Origin of the sequence: Aneurinibacillus migulanus, from assembly GCF_001274715.1 — a bacterium.
Taxonomy (GTDB): Bacteria; Bacillota; Bacilli; order Aneurinibacillales; family Aneurinibacillaceae; genus Aneurinibacillus; species Aneurinibacillus migulanus.
This window is the reverse complement of sequence record NZ_LGUG01000004.1, coordinates 2774814-2792668: the sequence shown is the minus strand read 5'-3', so window position 1 is coordinate 2792668 and position 17855 is coordinate 2774814. Positions and strand designations below refer to the sequence as shown.

Genomic DNA, 17855 nt, shown 5'->3' with positions numbered 1-17855 from the left:
ATCTTTATGACAAAGAGTTGGGAAGATACTAAACAAGAAATCACATTACTCGTTCCAAATGAATTCAGCTTTTCTGAAAATCTGAAGTACCTTTCCAATGCTCCTAATGAATGCCTGTTCTGCATCAAAGATCAACGAATTTATAAAGCTATACCGATTGAACAGGAAACATTTATCGTTGAAATTAGTGCAGATTATGAGCATCAAATGACCGTTCGATTTTTAGGCGGTACAATACCTTCGCACAAATTGGTACGTGATGCGGTAGCTCGTTATGTACGGGATTGGTTTGATTTAGATACGGACTTGCTTCCGTTTTATAATTTAGCCAAGACTGATATATTGCTACAAAAAGCTGTACGTTCATTTTACGGACTACGAAATGTCGGAATTCCTGATTTATTTGAAGCAATTTGTTGGGGAATTATCAGTCAACAAATTAACCTTACGTTTGCCTATACGCTAAAAAGATGACTTGTAGAAAACTTTGGTCAGTATATGGAGTATGACGGGGAGAAATATTGGATATTTCCTACTCCACATGACATCGCATCTTTGACGGTTGAAGACTTATCTATACTGCAAATGACAGTCAAGAAATGTGAATATCTTATTGGAGTAGCCCAGCTAATGACTGAGGAGAAACTGTCTAAAGAACTATTGTTGGACATAGGTGATTATAAAAAAACAGAAAAGATGCTAACCAAAATACGTGGCATTAGACCCTGGACAGCTAATTATGTTTTGATGCGTTGTTTAAGAATTCCTTCAGCTTTTCCTATTGATGATGTTGGTCTTCATAATGCTATTAAATATCTTACAGGCACTGAAACTAAACCGACAAAAGAAGAAATTTTACAACTGTCTACTTCGTGGAAGAATTGGGAATCTTATGCCACTTTCTACTTATGGAGGTTCCTTTATTGAACTGTTACGTAACAGTTCAATATTTCATAAATAATCTCATTATGCTTGAGAAATCATATTGTCTCATTGTACAGAAACTCCTCGTTTACAGTACCAGGATAGGTACCCCATAAAAGCACTCAAAACTTATTTCTTTTCGGCTCCAAAACTCAGTACCAAAAACAAAGAACCGTTACGAAATGCAATATACGTTTATGGGACTGCTTAAATATGCTATTTGGAAATAAAAGTTAGACTATGACCTAAAATTACATGTATCTCGGCTGAACCCCATCGCCATCAAGCTAAGAAAACAAGTCACCTCCAAAACAAAAAAATGAATCCCATTGTTATTAAAGGCACAAAATCTTTGTTCTGAAGACGTCATAAAACCTTAATTTGATGAGCATGCGATCGTACCACTAAATCAGTTTTTTAACATATGATAATGATTATATAAGTTACAGTTAATATTTTGACATGGTGGTTGGAAANTTTTCCAACCTCTGATTTTTTCATTCTTTTCTTATCTCTTACCACAAGAATTTGTCGATGTATCAAATCAGATGTATATAGATACATAAAAAATCCGCTCCATTTAGAACGACTTCATCTGTATCATGTATGCTATTATAAAAGCCCTGCAAATTCTAAAAAATCCCGTGTAGTAACTTCAAGCCCATTAAGTTCATCCTTATTATTAAAGTCTACTACAATCGGATATTTTTCAGAGGATGTAGGCATAAATACAACAAATCCCCTTCTAGGTTCCTTACGAACCGTTACTTTCTTAATTTTATATTCGTTAGCTTCTTCTCCATATAGTTGTTTTAAAAGGTCTTGCGCTTTCTCCTCTTTTGTGTTTCCTTCAAGGTTACCTAAAGGTAAAGGAATGTTTTCAAATTTGAAATATGTAACTTCTCCTGTCTCATCAAGCTTTATTTTAAACTCTTTATTGTTATACTCTCCTTCTATTATTTCCTCGTTCTCATTAAACCCAAGAGAATACATTTTTCCCTGTTCCTTTTCTTTTATATTGTAGGAATACATTTCGGCACCATAAAACTTAAGGTTCCTAGCTTCTGGTGAGAGGTTATAGATTTTATCCAAAGTTGCCCGAACCGTTTTGGGTAACTCGGATTCAGGAACATCGAATACTCTTTGAATATATTCTGTTATCTTCTCTGTTTTTATGTCAAATTGTAAGGAAAACATCTCTTCCTCACTCTTCAATCCCAAGGAAATCTCATTTTTCTCTTCACCATCTTCTATTCTTTGAACTTTACTCCCCATTATTTTATATGCTTTTGTTCGTGGAAATTCATCATAAAATGTTTCTAGAGCTGATTGTATTCCTTTTTGGGCCATAATTTCATCAACAGTCAATTCTTTAGACCAATAACCTTCCTCTTGTTCAATCATTCCCTCTCCTAACTGAATTAGATTACTTTCCTGTTCAGCCGCGAAGACTGGCGTCGTAGCCAATAAACTGATCGCTAAAAATATAGTTACTACTTTTTTCATGGTATTATCCCCTCTCTTATTCTAAGTATATGTAGTCTGGCTATTATATCTAGACAGCGTCCTTATGATAAATATTACAATTGAAACTAAGTATTACCTAAAATATACTCCGTAAGTACTGTACTGAATTATACATTTTTTTCTATTATCCATTCCAAAAAAAAATTTTGTTACATACCTCTTTGTTCCCCCGGGAGGTTTTACCTACATTTCCCTATCATTCCTTATTTTAACGAAAGAACCTTTCTTGTATCTGTCTACATTCTTACATTATCCTTACATGAAAGGAATCAGCCTAGAAAAAAGAACAATTTATGAAATAAATAGAAAAGGAAAGTGAAGGTATGACCAATCGTATCATGCAACTCACGAGCCATGCGGTAACGTTCCTCCTGTAGCATCATTCTATCAATCTGCGAGGAATACTGCTCCAAAATCGTATATTGTTCTTTAGGGAGTCTCGTTAATGCCCATCAAGGTAATAGAAAAGTAGTGGCATACTCTACCAATGGTATGTTGTAATAAGAGACAATCGCCTTGCCTTGGATATTTCGAAGACCCGCACAGGAGTTATCCTCTAGAAAGACCCATTAACACCCCTGATATCATGTCTTCTTCACTCGCCATACCACCATCTTGAGTGCTGATGTCTTACCATTCAGACTAAGGAAGGCCGGTACACAGTTCAAATCAAATCCCACATGAATCAGCACCCTCCTGCTGGTTGCTACTGCCTTCACCATCTGGTTCACAGCAGGCAGCCCCGATTGCCTGAACCTCAGCTTCGCCATACTCACATAGAGTTGTAGTGATAGCCGTTGTGGTACTGTTTATACCCGATGGAAGATACCATAATCACTTGCATTTACTCTAAGGCAAAATAAAAAAGCCATTCCAGTTAGAACGACTTTTTTGTTTCATGTATACTATTGTAAAAGCCCTACACCTTCCAAAAAATCCCTTGAAGTAATTACCCATCTAATAATCTCATCTTTACTATTAAACTCGACCAGGATTGGTTCTTTTTCAGATGATATAGGCATAAATACAATAGATCCTTGAAAATGATTCTTAGTAGAGTCATTACTTACTTTCTTGATTTTGTATTCGTTAGCTTCCTCTCCGTATAACCGTTTCAACATGTCTTGTGCTTTTTCCTCTTTTGTGTTTCCCTTAAGGTTGCTTAAAGGTGGTCTTTCAAAGGTAAAACCTAGAACTTTACCTGTTTCATCAAACGTTATGCCGAACTCTTTATCATTTGTCTTTCCTTCCCCTCTTTTTCCGCTCTCATTAAAACTAAGCGTATAATATAAATTTGGCTGTTCTTCCCCTTTTATGCTTTGAGAATGATAAAGCTTAAGGTTCTTAGCTTCTGGTAAACGGCTATAGACTTTATTCAAAGATGCTTGAACCGTTCCTGGTAATTCGGATTCAGGAATATCGTCTACTATTTGAGTATAATCTATTATCTTCTCCGTTTTTATGTCAAAGGTTAAGCTAAACGACTCTTTTTTATCACTTACCAAGGACAACAGAATCTCATTTTTCTCCTCATCGTTTTCTATCTTTTTAACTTTATAACCACTTATTTTATACGCTTTTGTTCGTGGAAATTTATCATAGAATGATTCTAATGCTGATTTCATCCCTTTCTGGGCCATAATTTCGTCAACAGTTAATTCTCTCCACCAAAAATCTTTCCCTTGTTGAATCATTCCCTCTTCTTGTTGGATTGGATCATTTTCCTGTTCAGCTGCAAAGGCAGGGGTGGTAGCTAATAAACTGATCGCTAAAAATGTAGTTACTACTTTTTTCATGGTATTATCCCCTCTCTTATTCTAAGTATATGTAGTCTTGCTACTACATCTAGACGGCGTCCTTATGGTAAACATTCCAATAAAAACCAAATATTTTTTCAAACATACTCCGCACGTGCTGCACTGAATTGTACATTTTTTTGCTATTAAAGTATGGAGAATAGATAATAAAAAATCCGCTCTAGTTAGAACGACTTCATCATTTTTTACTTCGTCACAATGTACGTCCACCTCAAGGAATACGAAATTGGACAGTGAAACATCGAGATTGTATGAACAGCTTAACATTTGAAAAATCATCATTGCGTATTGTATTTCAGAAATATCCTCATGCCATCGATGAAATAACGGAACAGATGAAGCGAAGATTCATGAACAAGCTATAAAAAGTGAACACGCCCCCACGCGCGCTCATTAATATTGAAACAGGGAAACGTTGACGCCGACTCTGCTGCATGTATGTTCATTGCCGGTGCTTCTGTTGGCATGGTTAAGCTTATCATTCCCGTTGTTGCTCCTTTTTCTTTTCTACTATCCATTCCTCCTTAGAATTTTGTTACATACCTCTTTGTTCTTCTGGGAGATTCTCATTCGCCCTAACCTACATATGATTTTCAAGTAGCAAGCTCCACATGGTGTATCCTTTCCTATCATTTTTCCTTTTGGTAAAATTATCCGCCACTTCTCATTTTAACGAAAGAACCTTTCTTGTATCTGTCTACATTCTTACATTATCCTTACATGAAAGGAATCAGCCTAGAAAAAAAGAACGATTTATGAAATAAATAGAAAATCGGATGTAACAAGATAAATAAAAATTCATTTTATTGTGAAGACACATAAGAAGTGATAATAAATAGGGTCAGTATATTTGGATTGGTTTAGAGTAGTACACAAGTAAAGCAATGGGTTAAGAAGCATTGGAATGATGAAACATTTGAAGACAAAAGAGGAAAAGGATATGGAATCGATGAAAATTAAAACGTGTGGCGCTGTTTTATTGATTAGTCTTTCTTTGTGGAATTTTATTAATAAGGAGACGATGTACATGAAAAAGGCTCTTATAGCCCTGTTGAGCAGTATATTTTTAGTAAGTGGTCTTTATATGGATGAAGCAATAGCAAGTACAGAAGCAACAAAAGTGTCTTTTGTCGGTAAAGTTAATGGAGATGCCATGACGTTTGCTTATGTAGATAAAACAGGAAAACATCTGTTAGCATTTGATCTAAATCCGTCTGATCGACCAAAGCGTTTTACGAAAGTAATATGCTCGCCCGGAAACGTACGGGGTGTAAAGTATGTAAAGTATCAAAAGGAAGGGAAGCAAAGCAATCACAGAAATGCAGCAAATAATATTACACAGGATGCAGGTGCATGGTTCGATGTTGTTAACGGAAAGCTTAAAGAAAATGAAAGCTGCCTCCTTATAGAAAAAGATGCTTTCCAGGGACATACATTTCTTCCCTATAAACCGGTAAAGCAGGGGAGGTTTTCTGACAAAACAATCCGAAAAGTCACGGAGTTTAAAAAACGTAAGGTTATAAAGCAAGGATTAATCGGCAAGATTTCACCAGGTGTTCAAATTGGCCTTGTTGAATTTGAAAGAACAGGAAAGAATGTATTGGCGAGTATTGTTATGACTACGCCGAATAGACTTGTATTTGAAGATTTTCCTGCAACATATGTTGATGGAGTATGGTCATGGCGTGCGGATGATGGAGGTGAAATTGATCCACAATTGTTTACTATTTTGTTTGTTACGAAATCAAAAACAGGTTATACGCTTGGTTTGGAATGGATAGGTGCTGAAGGAAATCATCTAAGTGTTCTTCAACAAAATGGGAATACTTTTTATAGTATTAATGAGTCTGGGCGCTATATTACCTATTAGCTCACACTTGAAGCGGAGAACGCCAGGCGTAACCACTCATTGTTTTAGCAGGCTCTTCCCGTCGTCCCAATGGTGAGAGCTGGATCCTGTACGTTGGACTCGACCGTCTGGCCTACTGCTTGGTTTTCGCTTTTCGACTAGACGGGGCGCGTGAACGTTGAAGATTTTACGTAGCAGGCACTTTTCCTGCTACAACCACATCGCTATCAAGCGAAGATAATTTCATATTATAAAGTGAAAAAATTAGCTATTCTTTCTATAAAACACTGTAGAAAGGATGGCTTTTTATGGAACAAGTGTCCCTTTCGATACAAGAAGAAATGGAACTTATAGCTCAAGAGCTACAGCGGTACTTTTCTCCTCCCCAGCTTGAACAACTCGCTAGACAAACAGGTTTTGTCCAACGAAAAAGCAAGTATACCGCACAAGAGTTAGTTTCCTTATGCGTTTTTTTTAACAATGATATATCCATCACCCCTCTTGCACGATTGTGTGGCCAACTTGACGTATCGAACCATCTCTCGATGAGCATAGAAGAGCTAAACCAACGGTTTAATACATCAGCTGTAACCTTTCTTCAAACCCTTTTTTCTACACTTCTCTAGGAAAAGCTCATGTCTTCATCTTCGCTACCTTGCAAACTCGACTCTCCTTTTCATCGTATCCGTATTCTTGATTCAACTGTTTTTCAACTTCCAGACTCATATGCCGAACGATATCAAGGATCAGGAGGAAGTGCGCATGCCGCTGGTATGAAAATTCGGCTTGAATACGAATTGAAAACCGGGTCTTTTTTACAAGTAGATGTTGGTCCTGGTAAAAATAGCGACAGATTATATGGCACACAACGAACCAAAACAGTAGAAGAAAAGGAGCTTTGTATTCGTGATTTAGGATACTTCTCTTTAGGTGACTTTGAAGAAATAGAGGAACGGGGCGCTTTTTACGTTTCGAGGTTAAAAGTAAATGTCCGTGTGTATGAAAAAAACGGAAATATGGAGCGATTCAAAGATGGTAAAGTCAAAAAACAATCTTTATACAAAGAAATTGATATAGAAGCTATTATGGNATTCAAAGATGGTAAAGTCAAAAAACAATCTTTATACAAAGAAATTGATATAGAAGCTATTATGGATCGTCTTGAGCTAGGAGAGATCATAGAACTTCCCGAGGTATATCTTGGACGCGACAAAAAATTGCGGACACGACTCTTAATTTATAAGTTGACTGAGGAACAAACACAGAAACGACTTATGGTGTGTACTCAACAAGAAAAAAAGAAAGGCATTACCTATAAAGAGCGTACAAAATTTCTTAAAATATTAATTACGTATTAAGATATGAAAACGTTAAAAAAGTGAAATAGACAAACGTGGATTATAAAAAAACATTATTGCATACCATCACCGTCAAGCTAAGACTAAGACTTGGACTTATATCGGAAAGTATTCTTTTATATAAATTATACTTGATCTTTTGATAGGGGAGTGTGGTTGGAAGGAGGAGATTCGAAAAAAAGAAGAGGTTGGATGCGCCCTGCGCTCCAGCAGAAGAAAGGCCCACGTGTCTTTTTCCGACCGTCCACCACCCTTCCTTCTTTTCTTACCTTCCTACCACAAGAATATGTAAATTTATAAAATGAGATGTATATAGTACTGAGATATTTTATATCCACCTATAAACACTCTATCTGTGCTAGTCACTTTTCTATAAATCAAAAGACTTTATACCTGTTATAAGATCATTTATGTACGAAACCATACGGAAGGATTGTTAATATGCTCATTTGCAGTGTTGTATTGGGCAAGGTTTCCTATTACGGAGAAACATATACCGCCATTAGGGAAATCTATCATAACGGTATCTGGAAACTTGTTTTCGTTAAGAATAATGATCGTATCTTGATGCTTGTTTACTAAGAGTAAGGCAAAATACGACATCTCCTATTATTTGAAGGTTTTTTTATACATTCGCCGAATAATTAATTTTAGACAGGTAACGTGAACTCATTTTATATCCAATCGATTCAAAGGAGATGTAGTATGTATTATAAACTATTACAAATTGACTTTCCGGTTGATGGGCCATGGAGAGAAGAAATGACTACAACATACTCTAAGTTGGCCGCACACATTTCTCAAACTCCCGGTCTTCTGTGGAAAATCTGGACAGAAAACGTTGAAACAGGAGAAGCAGGCGGGATTTATTTATTTGAAGATGAAGCCAGCGCACAAAACTATCTGACTGAGCATACCACTCGTCTTGAATCATTCGGCATTCAAAATATCCGTGCTAAAATATTTGACGTGAATCAACAACTTTCTGAAATTACAAAATTTACATTCATTAAAAAATAACGAGTCTGTTAAGAGAACAGACAAACCAGGCCTGTCGAGAAAGTCTCGACAGGCTTAGAAGTATTTCTTTAATCTCTAGTTTTCGAAAATTAATCTTTTTTCATTCCTGTATAAATAAGAACCGCATCTCTAAGAAATTCTGCTGCTCCAGGATTTTTTTTATCATAATACGCTGTAAATCTTTCATCATCTACATACATCTGTGCTACCCCTACATGTGCTTCCTTCGTGTAACTATCCCAAAAATAACTTAACCATTGGCGATGTAGATCAGCAGCTTTCTGCGCTAATTCACTTGCGGGGTCTCCAGTTAAGAGCGCCTCATTCAATAGAGCCAGTGCCTCTTCTCCAAGCTTTTCAACTTCAGCATACTGTGCTTCTGTCATTCCTTTTAGTTTTTTATTTGATTTGTCAATTTGTTCGTCCCCATACTTCGCTCTGATTTCTTCGCCATATTTCTTTTCATTTTCATTAATCAATTTTTGTTTAAAGGCTTCAAACTTTTCCGTGTCACTCATGGTCATTCTCCCTTCTCTTGCGGCTAATGTTTTATTAACACTAGCAATTAATCGATCTAGTTGCTCACGTTTTGCCAGAAGCTTTTCACGGTGTTCTTTCAGTGCTTTTATGTCATCAAAGGATGGGGAGTTGACAATCTTTTTTATACTTTCCAAATCTACATCAAGCTCTCTGTAAAAAAGGATTTGCTGTAGTTTATCAACCTCTGCCTGCCCATATATGCGATATCCGGATGAATTGATTCTCGCCGGCTTAAGAATTCCAATTTCATCGTAATATCGCAATGTTCTACTCGTAACTCCGGTTAATTTTGCTAACTTTTGCACTGTGTATTCCATGCTTTCACCTCCTGACACCATCACTATACACCTTTACGCAACGTTAATGTAAATAGGTGATTTATGAAAATTTATAATAAAGTGTCTACCATAAACCCTGTTTTATGCTACCCTTTTTCTTTATAAATAAAATCGGGTGTGGAAAACCGTAAGGCTTCTCCACACCCTGAAAGAGTCTATTAAGAAACAAATAGATTCTTTATTCATCTTCTTATCTGATATTGCTTTTATAAAAAGCGAGCTTACTTATTATACACACTCTCGTTTTTTTCCAGGGATAGCAAGCACCCCACATGATGGTTAAACCGCTCAAAATGGCGTTCCAAGTCCGCAGATTGCTTCCGCTCATGTCCGGCCGCCCGGTACAGAGCAATATGCCATACATGGTAATGACCCCAACCACGATGCCACATGGATAACAACCATTGCCTCATCCAGCTGTCCCCTTCTTTTCCATTCTTTTTATCTGTTGAATCGTATCAGCCAACGCTTTCGCTTTTCCATTCCAATAAAAGTGTGCCATATAATCCGGCATGTCCAGCAGCTCATTGGCTCTCTGCTCAGCTTGTCTCTGTTCCACTTGCAGCGTTTTGACCAACTCGACAAGAAGAGAATCCATACTACCCACTACCTTTTCTGCAAATTCATCGATGCTGCCTGCCCAGATATAGATTTTCCAGCCAGTGAAAGCGACCCCACAGGCTTTCCTATCCATAAGCAACCATATCATTAATACAGCACTACTATTTTTGGTTCCCACTGAAATTGACAGGTTGACATCGACATTCTTTTTATTATATGCAACAACGAATCGTACGGTTCGTACTTTTACACACCTCATCCCTATATTTGGACATAGCTGTTCAAATAGCCTTATATAATAAAAAACGCCTAGTTTCTGTAAACCAAAAGACCTCCATCATTTGATACTTAATGATAATCAGGAACTTTTCAACCATATAATCATGTAAAAATTTAGGTATTACATCATTTAACAATTCTTTCTGTTTGATATATTATTTTTATGTCCGGGTAATTAGATGTATCTTTTATAAGGATTAATAATTGAATATGGCAACGATAATGGCAAACGTATCGAAAGATAGGGACGCAAAGCCACGGGTCTAACGTGTAAAAACTATGACAGCCGGGTTACCGAAGGCCTTTTTGTATAAGGGCTATTTCTCATGCACAAAGAGGTAGTCCTTTTTATATAGAATTTTTAGTCACAGGAGGAGACGTATATATGCATAAAGTCTTAGTAGTAGATGATGCTGTTTTCATGCGAAATATCATTAAAGATTTTCTAACGAAAAATGGGTTTGAGGTAGTTGGTGAGGCCGGAAACGGAGCGGAAGCTGTTCAAAAATACATACAGACACGTCCTGATCTTGTCACTATGGACATTACAATGCCAGAGATGGATGGGGTGCAGGCACTGAAAAAAATCAAAGAAAATGATCCCCTTGCAAAAATTATCATTTGCTCTGCAATGGGTCAGGAAAAAATGGTTATCCAGGCTATGGGGGCTGGCGCAATCGATTTCATCGTCAAGCCTTTCCAAGAGGAGCGGGTACTTGAAGCCATTACTAAAGCTGTAGCCTCTTTATAGGAAGAAGGAGGTGAGAACATTAAGAAAATCATACCCTCTTCTATTTAAAATTCAGGTAATTATGGACGCGATGATATATGAAAGTAATGCTCGGGCCGCCCGCAAACACCAATTGAATATAATGATTGTCTCACGCTGGGTCAGAGAGTATAAACAAGGAAAATTCGACTCCTATTTCAATAACTGACACAAAGGTCGGAGTGGCAAAACATCTGGGGATCTCTATAGTGGAGACAATTGCCACTCTTATTCGACCTTCACACTACACAACTCCACACCGATAAAGAAAACTTGGCTGGTGCCAAGCTATGGCGCAGGCAACCGCCTTAGTTTCCCTTATGCAACTCTGCTGTGAAAAGCAATGTTTGACAACGCCTCGCGATTTTTTCTTTGCTTACAATTAGGAAAGAAAGTATATATTACTTTACAACAGTAAAGCGATATATACTTCCTTAATCATAAAAAAAACCACTGTAGAGTGGTTTTTAGGTACCTTCTTTATTCATGAATGATTCTGGCTTCCTGCTTTATTGACGCTGGAATTTCCAGGTTAAATGCAGCAACAGACTTATTATTGATAACAAGTTCTACATCCTGTGCTACCTGAACCGGAATTGCACTTGGTTTTTCGCCTTTTAATACACGAACAGCTATCTTTCCCGTCTGCTGTCCTGTTTTGTAGTAATCTATTCCGTATGTAGCGACAGCTCCGCGCTTTACGGTGTCGCTATCTGAGGCGAATACAGGGACCTTCGCCGTCTGTGCTACTTGAAGCAAAGCTTCAAATGATGAGACGACCATATTGTCTTTCGGAACGAGAATCGCATCAACCTTATGAACGATTGATTCCGCTCCATCCTTCATTTCGCTCGAACTGGAAATTCCCGCTTTTTCTACAATGATGTTCTTTGCTTTTGCGGCTTCCTCAATCATCTTCACCTGAACGCCAGCATTAATCTCTCCAGTATTGTAAATGATACCGATTTTTTTGACGCTTGGGATAAACTTCGTGATAAGGTCTACTTCTTTATCCATAGGTGCAACATCGGCTATCCCCGTTATATGATCGCCCGGTTTATCTAAAGCGGGAACGATTTTTGCTGCTACAGGATCGGTAACTCCGGCGAATACGATAGGTATCCCATTTGCTTGCTTAAGAACAGCCTGAGTGGATTGGGTTGTAATAGGAATAATCATATCTTTTTTATCAGCTGTCATTTGCTGAGCGATCGTAGTCACGTTATTTATATCACCCTGCGCATTTGCGTAGTCCAGCTGAATTGTCTTTCCATTCTCAAACCCTTCTTCAGCAAGCTGATCTACAATTCCCTGGCGGATAGAGTCCAGGGCCGGATGCTCGACAATCTGGGTAATACCGATTTTTATCAACTTCTCCTCGGATGACTGTTCGGACTTTCCTTTTTGTGCAGAAACAGAAGATTCTGTGTTCTGATTACACCCCGCTACTACTAAGATTGCTGCCAGCATAAAGAAGCCTGCACTTAATACTCTTGCTACTCCTCTTCTCATCTTGTCTCTCCTCCATTGCTTCTCATCTCATACTTACTATTCTTTGATTTACTTTGACTATTCATGAATTATAGCATGAAAATAAATCTATGAAAATAGGGCCACAACAAATGCAGTCAAAACATCTGTATAGCGGGGCACTTATATTAAGGCATAACTAGCGGCAAACGGATTTCTACCACTGTTCCTTCTTTTTCCTTGGATCTTACATAAATACTTCCCTTCATTTCTTCAACCAATCTCTTGCATATACATAAGCCCAATCCTGTTCCTTCTTCCTTCGTTGTAAAGAACGGATCAAAAATCCTGCTTAACTGGCGTTTCGGAATTCCCACTCCATTATCAGTAAAAGTGAGCACAACCTGCTTATCGTCTACTGAAGGGGATAAACTGACACACAAAATCCCTTCTGAATCCATTGCAGAAATACTGTTTTTCGTAATATTAAGGATAATTTGTTCGATATAGGAAGGGATCCCTTGTACAAAAATATCTGTAGAAGGCAAGGACAAACGAATATCCACACTGCCCTCCAATACACAATAAGCGGACAGGTGGTATACCTTTTTAAAAAGCTTGTTTAGATTAATCGTCTCCCATCTATTTTTTTGTGCATCATTCTTTCTTGCCAAAAGCAAAAAATCGGAGACGAGATTCTCTACTTTTGTAATCTCGTCAATGCAAATATCGATATAATTCAAAAAGTCTCCCATACTTTCTGAACGATCTGCTGCCATCTGTTTCATTAACTGTTGAAAGCCTTTAAGGCTACACAGCGGATTTCTGATTTCATGGGCCATTCCGGCTGCCATTTGTCCCATAATTAAAACTTTCTGGTTATGCAAATGAGTAATCATTTTATCCTTGGCAAACAGAAATCCGTTAATGTAACCATAAAATCTTGTATTTAAAATATCAACAAATCTGGAAGGAAGGAGGGATCGTACTTCCGGGTCATGCACATGCTGATTAATCAAATCGCAAACGTATCCGAAGGAATTCATCCGGATGTTATGTGTAAGTTGAAGCACGACTTCCCTGTTCATTTCCTTTACTTCTCCGAAGTATATCCCTACTTCATAGCCCTCTCTTTCTATTCGTTGTATGCACTTTTTATACTCTTCCTCATCTTCAAATAACATTGCCGCTACTGTAGTGTATACCGACTGCAAGGAAGCGGCATACTCATGCATATCTCCAATGGCTTCTTGAAAATTCGTTACGTTTCTTTCCATATCTTGAAGATGTGCTTCGATCATTCGTGGTATTTTCTCAATAATTAAAGGTAATAATGTGTTTCTGCACTCACTTATTCTAGCCATTTCCATTCTCCATCAAGCATAATATTTTAGCGTTCATACCTGGAAATAAAAATACATGCATTATTTCCGCCATAACCGTGAGAAGTGACAATAAAGCTATCAACCTGCGTTTGAATTGTACGATATACGATAGGTACACCCGGATAATCATTCTGTACAGCATGTACAGTAGATGGAATGAAGTGACGCTCCATTCCGATAAGAGAGGAGAGGAGATGATTTGCATACCCGCACTGGCCCCGAATGTGTGACCCGTTACCCCTTTTATCGATGTAATCGCAACACTTTCACCGAATATTTCCATATGATTCACAGCTTCAATTGTATCATTTTCTACCATTCCTAATGCCTGACTATTGACGTACGAAGGTCTTTTCCCGCCGACAATGCAAGCATCCAGTTCTCCAGTATGTAAGTACATCATTGCATCCTGAATGGCATCAATACTTGCTGAACATCCTGTTGCCACCGTTCTGGTAACACCATGTATCCCGGCAAATTCCGCTATTGAAGAAGCTAAACTATGATAATGAACGATGCCGCATGCATTTACAGGTACATCTTTAAAATTGTTCTGGTGTGCAAGAACGACGATTTAATCATAGCCTAAAGTTCCCCCTAAAGCCGTGCCCATAAAAACTCCTGTTCTGTATGTATCCCAGTTTTTATGCCCCGACATCTTTATTGCTTCATTCGCCGCTGACAGGGCCAGAAGACTAATTCTAGGATATCTTCGGTATTTTTTATCCTGCACGTTTTCTAGTCTATCATGTACCACGCCAAACGCGATATTTCTTCCTTCTGTTCCTTCCCCTACAAAGAGGTCAAGCGCGCTCCTTTCTGTCAGCAGGGTATCCGTAAAATGTTCGACGCCATATCCTCCCGGGACTTTGATTCCGTAGCCTGTAATGACAATCTTTTCCCTTTCCATATTCTTTCTCCTTTCCAATAGAATTTCCATGAATTCGGCTTAATTACGTCTTTAGGTCCGGGATATTTTGATTACTTTACTTCTACAAAGTAGTAAACATAACCTTTTTAAACTACACTTTTTTAGATCAAAAAACCCGAAAATCAGCTCATTTGGCCAACTTTCGGGTCTGAGTTCCCCTTCATAATAAGATTCAACATAAATACTGTAGTGATTCTAACATAATAACGAGAATCGTTTAACTTTCCCCTTTATTTAAAGTCACAGCGTTTGAGGTTGAATGATCCGTTTTTTTCGGTTAACACTATATAAAAAATGATAATTTCGTGAAACTTGCAGTAAATCAATTGAACTTTTCAGTTGTTTCTGCTTTCCTTTTTATTTATAAGGGTTTTGTGTACAATAGGTGAGAAGTACACAGGTGCAAAGCGCCAGACCTTTTGTTCTAAAAAAACACAGCAATTATCAGCATGTAATGACAGATAAAGGAGATTAATCATGAGAGCAGCAAAAAGCTTATTAATTGGAGTGCTTGTATGCAGCCTATCCGGGGTTATCGGATGTGCAACACAGCAACAGAAAACAGAGCAACCAAAGCAGGAACAAGGAAAACAAAACGAGGAACAAGGAAAGATCACATTCTCAGACCCTCGTCTTGCACGTATTTCCGAAAAGTTTAAGACGAAATATACAGAAGCAGAATTACCTAAAGATAAGGTCACGAAAGTTGATTTAATGAACACAATTATGGAGTTTCAGAATGGTACGCAATATAAACCGGATGAGTATGGTCTATACAGTATGACTGCTTATCAGGTTAACAAGGAAAAAGAACTTTATGATTGGCAAAAAGACGATCTGATAGCGATGTTTATCGTAGATGGCTTCATCGGGCAACCACCGTACGCACTCAAGCAAATCGGGGAAGCAAAAAAACGCATAAAGGATAAGGACTTGCTGGAAGTACTTGCGGAGATAGAAAAAGGCTTGAAGGAAATGCCGCAAGATGTAGTCCTTGGTCGTCGCTTACAGGAAAATGAAGAGAAATATCCAGCTATTAAAAAATATAGCGAACTACGAATGGCTTTGCAAAAGGAATTCTACGCAAAGTTTGAAACAAAAAAATAACCAAAGCAACAGACCATCCTGTGAAGATGGTTTTTCCCCGGTGTATACCGGGTCTTTTTTTTGTAAATGGGAAACAAATGGTTTACCGTTCATCTTATTGGGAAGTTTCTGCTACAATAGAGCAGTGAGGAGTGATACATAAGATGAAGATAGGATCGCACGTTTCATTTTCTAAGAAAGGATTGCTTAACGCGGTGGAGGAAGCTATCAGCTACGGCTCTACTTCGTTTATGGTGTACACGGGAGCTCCACAGAATACCCGGCGCAAACCAATGGAAGAACAATACGTCGAGGAAGGCTTTGAGATTATGAAAAAATACGGCATCGACGATATTGTCGTCCATGCACCGTATATTATTAATCTTGGCTCATACAAACCGAACACATTCGAACTTGCCGTCTCATTCCTTCAGGAAGAAATTAGGCGCGCTGAATATCTGGGCGTAAATAATATCGTCTTACATCCAGGCGCATATACCGATAAAGACGCCGAGTATGGCATCAATCGAATCGCCGAAGGATTGAACGAAGTACTGCATACCGGACAAACGGTTAACATTGCGCTTGAGACGATGGCAGGAAAAGGTTCCGAGATAGGGCGTACATTCGAGGAATTGGCCGCCATTATCGACAAAGTGAAGCTGAATGATAAGCTCACCGTCTGCTTTGATACGTGCCATACGCATGACGCAGGGTATAATTTAAACGATGATTTCGATGGCGTTATGGAAGAGTTCGATCGAATTGTCGGTCTCGACCGAATTGCCGTCTTCCATATTAATGATAGCAAAAATTTCCGCGGCGCCGCAAAGGATCGGCACGCGCCGATTGGTTCCGGGCTTATCGGGTTTGATGCCATTCACTACATCGTACACCATGAAGCAGCAAAAGATAAGCCGATTATCCTGGAAACGCCATGGATTGGCAAAAATAAATCCGCTCAATCGCCAATGTATGAAATTGAAATCGCACTGCTCCGCGGTACGGTCGAAGAAAGATTTACAGAGAATTTCCTGGGCGATGTCGCGCTACTGTCGTCTTATTTCGAAAAGGAAGGAATCGATCGTCGCGATTATATCGTGCAAAACTGGGAACTACTTCAGGACAAAAAAATGAAGAAAGAAGATCCGCGCGAGCCTTTAGAAAAACTATTTGATACAGTCATACGTGCGGAGCTTCTGCCGGACGAGTCCGAAGAAGGCATCAACAAGCGTCTTATCGCCTGGTTAGCCGGTATGAACACAAAGTAAACAAATATCAAAAATCCCCGAAACACCCAAGATACCATGGGCACGTTCGGGGATTTTTACAATAAAGTCAGTGTTTAACATGTGCAAAAGTCGAGGAGAAACTCTGAATTCTATGGTACATACTCAACATGAGGTCAAAATATACCAATCCATCTGTAGCCTATCGATTCGATTTAGACGATGCTATGCAGACGAAAACTGCTAGCTTTCTCCACATGCTACAAAGTTCCGCTTGTTCGTTTACAGAAAATCCCTGCATTGAGATTTAATGTATGTAAAGCCTCTTTTGTATTTGTATTCATACCATGCTGTCTAGGATTGTTCTTACTGTATGCTGGATTTTGATCGTGGCTAGATGTACTGATTTCACTTTCGTTTTGTTTCAATTCACTTACTAATATTTTAGTTCCATCCGATTTCATAATATATTGTCTAACATATGATCCTTCTCTACACGTAACGAGTTTCCCCTTTTTTCCATCCTGTTTTTCATCTTTTTTTTCCATCTCTTTTTCTTGCAAATTTGTTTCAAATAAATTGTTTGTTTTATTATTACCTGTTCGTTGATACTTTAAATAATTGGTAGTATTAGAATGAATACGCATAATCACACATCCTATTGTTATTTTTTATGTAGCATTACACATATAAAAGATCACACCTGTTGATTATCCATAATATCGGAATGTTGTACTCCTAAATTAATCCCAAAATGGAAGGTTATTTATAT

The 17855-nt window shown here is 38.2% G+C and carries 17 protein-coding genes, 5 pseudogenes and 1 riboswitch; of the genes and pseudogenes, 10 read left to right on the top strand and 12 right to left on the bottom strand.

The window, feature by feature from the left end; all coding sequences use genetic code 11:
* Window positions 1-6: 6 nt before the first annotated feature.
* A pseudogene (locus AF333_RS15275) lies at window positions 7-927 on the top strand (DNA-3-methyladenine glycosylase family protein).
* A gap of 609 nt (window positions 928-1536) precedes the next feature.
* On the opposite strand, the gene AF333_RS15270 reads toward AF333_RS15275, so the two are convergent.
* The 4 genes and pseudogenes from AF333_RS15270 to AF333_RS15265 form a co-directional block, all read right to left on the bottom strand.
* Window positions 1537-2430 carry a hypothetical protein gene (locus tag AF333_RS15270; protein WP_043066608.1) on the bottom strand — a complete coding sequence of 298 codons (894 nt, stop codon included), beginning with the start codon at window positions 2428-2430 and terminating at the stop codon, window positions 1537-1539.
* A gap of 290 nt (window positions 2431-2720) precedes the next feature.
* A pseudogene (locus tag AF333_RS35360) lies at window positions 2721-2882 on the bottom strand (histidine kinase); the annotation flags it as partial.
* Window positions 2883-3035: 153 nt separating this feature from the next.
* Window positions 3036-3221 carry a stage V sporulation protein S gene (locus tag AF333_RS31840; RefSeq protein WP_080787775.1) on the bottom strand — a complete coding sequence of 62 codons (186 nt, stop codon included), beginning with the start codon at window positions 3219-3221 and terminating at the stop codon, window positions 3036-3038.
* A 135-nt stretch (window positions 3222-3356) separates the two neighbouring features.
* Complete coding sequence (locus AF333_RS15265) at window positions 3357-4247, bottom strand: hypothetical protein (RefSeq protein ID WP_043066607.1); 891 nt, start codon at window positions 4245-4247, stop codon at window positions 3357-3359.
* Window positions 4248-4501: 254 nt separating this feature from the next.
* Between AF333_RS15265 and AF333_RS36840 the strand changes: the two genes are divergently transcribed.
* The 5 genes and pseudogenes from AF333_RS36840 to AF333_RS37460 all read left to right on the top strand — a co-directional run.
* On the top strand, window positions 4502-4633 hold the full coding sequence (locus tag AF333_RS36840) for a hypothetical protein (protein ID WP_268753621.1): 132 nt from the start codon (window positions 4502-4504) through the stop codon (window positions 4631-4633).
* Between the two features lie 584 nt (window positions 4634-5217).
* Window positions 5218-6138: a hypothetical protein gene (locus AF333_RS15260; RefSeq protein WP_139189017.1), complete on the top strand. Its 921-nt coding sequence runs from the start codon at window positions 5218-5220 to the stop codon at window positions 6136-6138.
* A 287-nt stretch (window positions 6139-6425) separates the two neighbouring features.
* Window positions 6426-6743 carry a hypothetical protein gene (locus tag AF333_RS15255; RefSeq protein WP_052812128.1) on the top strand — a complete coding sequence of 106 codons (318 nt, stop codon included), beginning with the start codon at window positions 6426-6428 and terminating at the stop codon, window positions 6741-6743.
* A gap of 9 nt (window positions 6744-6752) precedes the next feature.
* Window positions 6753-7206: pseudogene (locus AF333_RS37465) on the top strand (IS4 family transposase); the annotation flags it as partial.
* Window position 7207: 1 nt separating this feature from the next.
* Window positions 7208-7475, top strand: a pseudogene (locus AF333_RS37460) (IS4 family transposase); the annotation flags it as partial.
* A gap of 125 nt (window positions 7476-7600) precedes the next feature.
* Here AF333_RS37460 and AF333_RS36835 read toward each other — a convergent pair.
* Window positions 7601-7723 (bottom strand): hypothetical protein, encoded by a 123-nt coding sequence (locus tag AF333_RS36835; RefSeq protein ID WP_268753620.1) that lies wholly within the window; start codon window positions 7721-7723, stop codon window positions 7601-7603.
* 457 nt (window positions 7724-8180) lie between these two features.
* On the opposite strand from AF333_RS36835, the gene AF333_RS15245 reads away from it, so the two are divergent.
* Window positions 8181-8495 carry a monooxygenase gene (locus tag AF333_RS15245; RefSeq protein ID WP_043066605.1) on the top strand — a complete coding sequence of 105 codons (315 nt, stop codon included), beginning with the start codon at window positions 8181-8183 and terminating at the stop codon, window positions 8493-8495.
* 89 nt (window positions 8496-8584) lie between these two features.
* Here AF333_RS15245 and AF333_RS15240 read toward each other — a convergent pair whose 3' ends face one another.
* The 3 genes from AF333_RS15240 to AF333_RS15230 all read right to left on the bottom strand — a co-directional run bounded on the left by AF333_RS15240 (window position 8585) and on the right by AF333_RS15230 (window position 10193).
* Window positions 8585-9352 (bottom strand): MerR family transcriptional regulator, encoded by a 768-nt coding sequence (locus AF333_RS15240; RefSeq protein WP_043066604.1) that lies wholly within the window; start codon window positions 9350-9352, stop codon window positions 8585-8587.
* 242 nt (window positions 9353-9594) lie between these two features.
* On the bottom strand, window positions 9595-9786 hold the full coding sequence (locus tag AF333_RS15235; RefSeq protein ID WP_043066603.1) for a hypothetical protein: 192 nt from the start codon (window positions 9784-9786) through the stop codon (window positions 9595-9597).
* Complete coding sequence (locus tag AF333_RS15230; RefSeq protein WP_235496479.1) at window positions 9783-10193, bottom strand: hypothetical protein; 411 nt, start codon at window positions 10191-10193, stop codon at window positions 9783-9785. The genes AF333_RS15235 and AF333_RS15230 overlap by 4 nt, the downstream gene beginning before the upstream one ends.
* Before the next feature lie 234 nt (window positions 10194-10427).
* A riboswitch (cyclic di-GMP riboswitch) is annotated at window positions 10428-10512 on the top strand.
* 86 nt (window positions 10513-10598) lie between these two features.
* Between AF333_RS15230 and AF333_RS15225 the strand changes: the two genes are divergently transcribed.
* Complete coding sequence (locus AF333_RS15225; protein WP_043066601.1) at window positions 10599-10964, top strand: response regulator; 366 nt, start codon at window positions 10599-10601, stop codon at window positions 10962-10964.
* A gap of 498 nt (window positions 10965-11462) precedes the next feature.
* Here the strand turns inward: AF333_RS15225 and AF333_RS15220 are convergent, their stop codons facing one another.
* The 3 genes and pseudogenes from AF333_RS15220 to AF333_RS37455 form a co-directional block, all read right to left on the bottom strand.
* Window positions 11463-12494: an ABC transporter substrate-binding protein gene (locus tag AF333_RS15220; RefSeq protein WP_043066600.1), complete on the bottom strand. Its 1032-nt coding sequence runs from the start codon at window positions 12492-12494 to the stop codon at window positions 11463-11465.
* Between the two features lie 146 nt (window positions 12495-12640).
* Window positions 12641-13816: a sensor histidine kinase gene (locus AF333_RS15215; RefSeq protein WP_043066599.1), complete on the bottom strand. Its 1176-nt coding sequence runs from the start codon at window positions 13814-13816 to the stop codon at window positions 12641-12643.
* Window positions 13809-14747 (bottom strand): annotated as a pseudogene (locus AF333_RS37455) (beta-ketoacyl synthase N-terminal-like domain-containing protein). Before AF333_RS37455 ends, AF333_RS15215 begins: the two are co-directional and overlap by 8 nt.
* 498 nt (window positions 14748-15245) lie before the next feature.
* Between AF333_RS37455 and AF333_RS15200 the strand changes: the two are divergent.
* Window positions 15246-15875 (top strand): hypothetical protein, encoded by a 630-nt coding sequence (locus AF333_RS15200; RefSeq protein ID WP_043066596.1) that lies wholly within the window; start codon window positions 15246-15248, stop codon window positions 15873-15875.
* Window positions 15876-16018: 143 nt separating this feature from the next.
* Complete coding sequence (locus tag AF333_RS15195) at window positions 16019-17125, top strand: deoxyribonuclease IV (protein WP_043066595.1); 1107 nt, start codon at window positions 16019-16021, stop codon at window positions 17123-17125.
* Window positions 17126-17343: 218 nt separating this feature from the next.
* Here AF333_RS15195 and AF333_RS15190 read toward each other — a convergent pair whose 3' ends face one another.
* The gene (locus AF333_RS15190) at window positions 17344-17730 is read right to left on the bottom strand and encodes a hypothetical protein (protein WP_043066594.1); all 387 of its coding nucleotides are present in this window, start codon (window positions 17728-17730) and stop codon (window positions 17344-17346) included.
* Window positions 17731-17855: the final 125 nt, after the last annotated feature.

Coding starts and splice junctions, on each gene's coding strand:
- AF333_RS15215 (WP_043066599.1), bottom strand. CDS start 13,816: ATGGCTAGAATAAGTGAGTGCAGAAACACATTATTACCTTTAATTATT.
- AF333_RS15240 (WP_043066604.1), bottom strand. CDS start 9,352: ATGGAATACACAGTGCAAAAGTTAGCAAAATTAACCGGAGTTACGAGT.
- AF333_RS15190 (WP_043066594.1), bottom strand. CDS start 17,730: ATGCGTATTCATTCTAATACTACCAATTATTTAAAGTATCAACGAACA.
- AF333_RS15230 (WP_235496479.1), bottom strand. CDS start 10,193: ATGAGGTGTGTAAAAGTACGAACCGTACGATTCGTTGTTGCATATAAT.
- AF333_RS15195 (WP_043066595.1), top strand. CDS start 16,019: ATGAAGATAGGATCGCACGTTTCATTTTCTAAGAAAGGATTGCTTAAC.
- AF333_RS15270 (WP_043066608.1), bottom strand. CDS start 2,430: ATGAAAAAAGTAGTAACTATATTTTTAGCGATCAGTTTATTGGCTACG.
- AF333_RS31840 (WP_080787775.1), bottom strand. CDS start 3,221: ATGGCGAAGCTGAGGTTCAGGCAATCGGGGCTGCCTGCTGTGAACCAG.
- AF333_RS15225 (WP_043066601.1), top strand. CDS start 10,599: ATGCATAAAGTCTTAGTAGTAGATGATGCTGTTTTCATGCGAAATATC.
- AF333_RS15245 (WP_043066605.1), top strand. CDS start 8,181: ATGTATTATAAACTATTACAAATTGACTTTCCGGTTGATGGGCCATGG.
- AF333_RS15220 (WP_043066600.1), bottom strand. CDS start 12,494: ATGAGAAGAGGAGTAGCAAGAGTATTAAGTGCAGGCTTCTTTATGCTG.
- AF333_RS15200 (WP_043066596.1), top strand. CDS start 15,246: ATGAGAGCAGCAAAAAGCTTATTAATTGGAGTGCTTGTATGCAGCCTA.
- AF333_RS15265 (WP_043066607.1), bottom strand. CDS start 4,247: ATGAAAAAAGTAGTAACTACATTTTTAGCGATCAGTTTATTAGCTACC.
- AF333_RS15235 (WP_043066603.1), bottom strand. CDS start 9,786: ATGAGGCAATGGTTGTTATCCATGTGGCATCGTGGTTGGGGTCATTAC.
- AF333_RS15260 (WP_139189017.1), top strand. CDS start 5,218: ATGAAAATTAAAACGTGTGGCGCTGTTTTATTGATTAGTCTTTCTTTG.
- AF333_RS15255 (WP_052812128.1), top strand. CDS start 6,426: ATGGAACAAGTGTCCCTTTCGATACAAGAAGAAATGGAACTTATAGCT.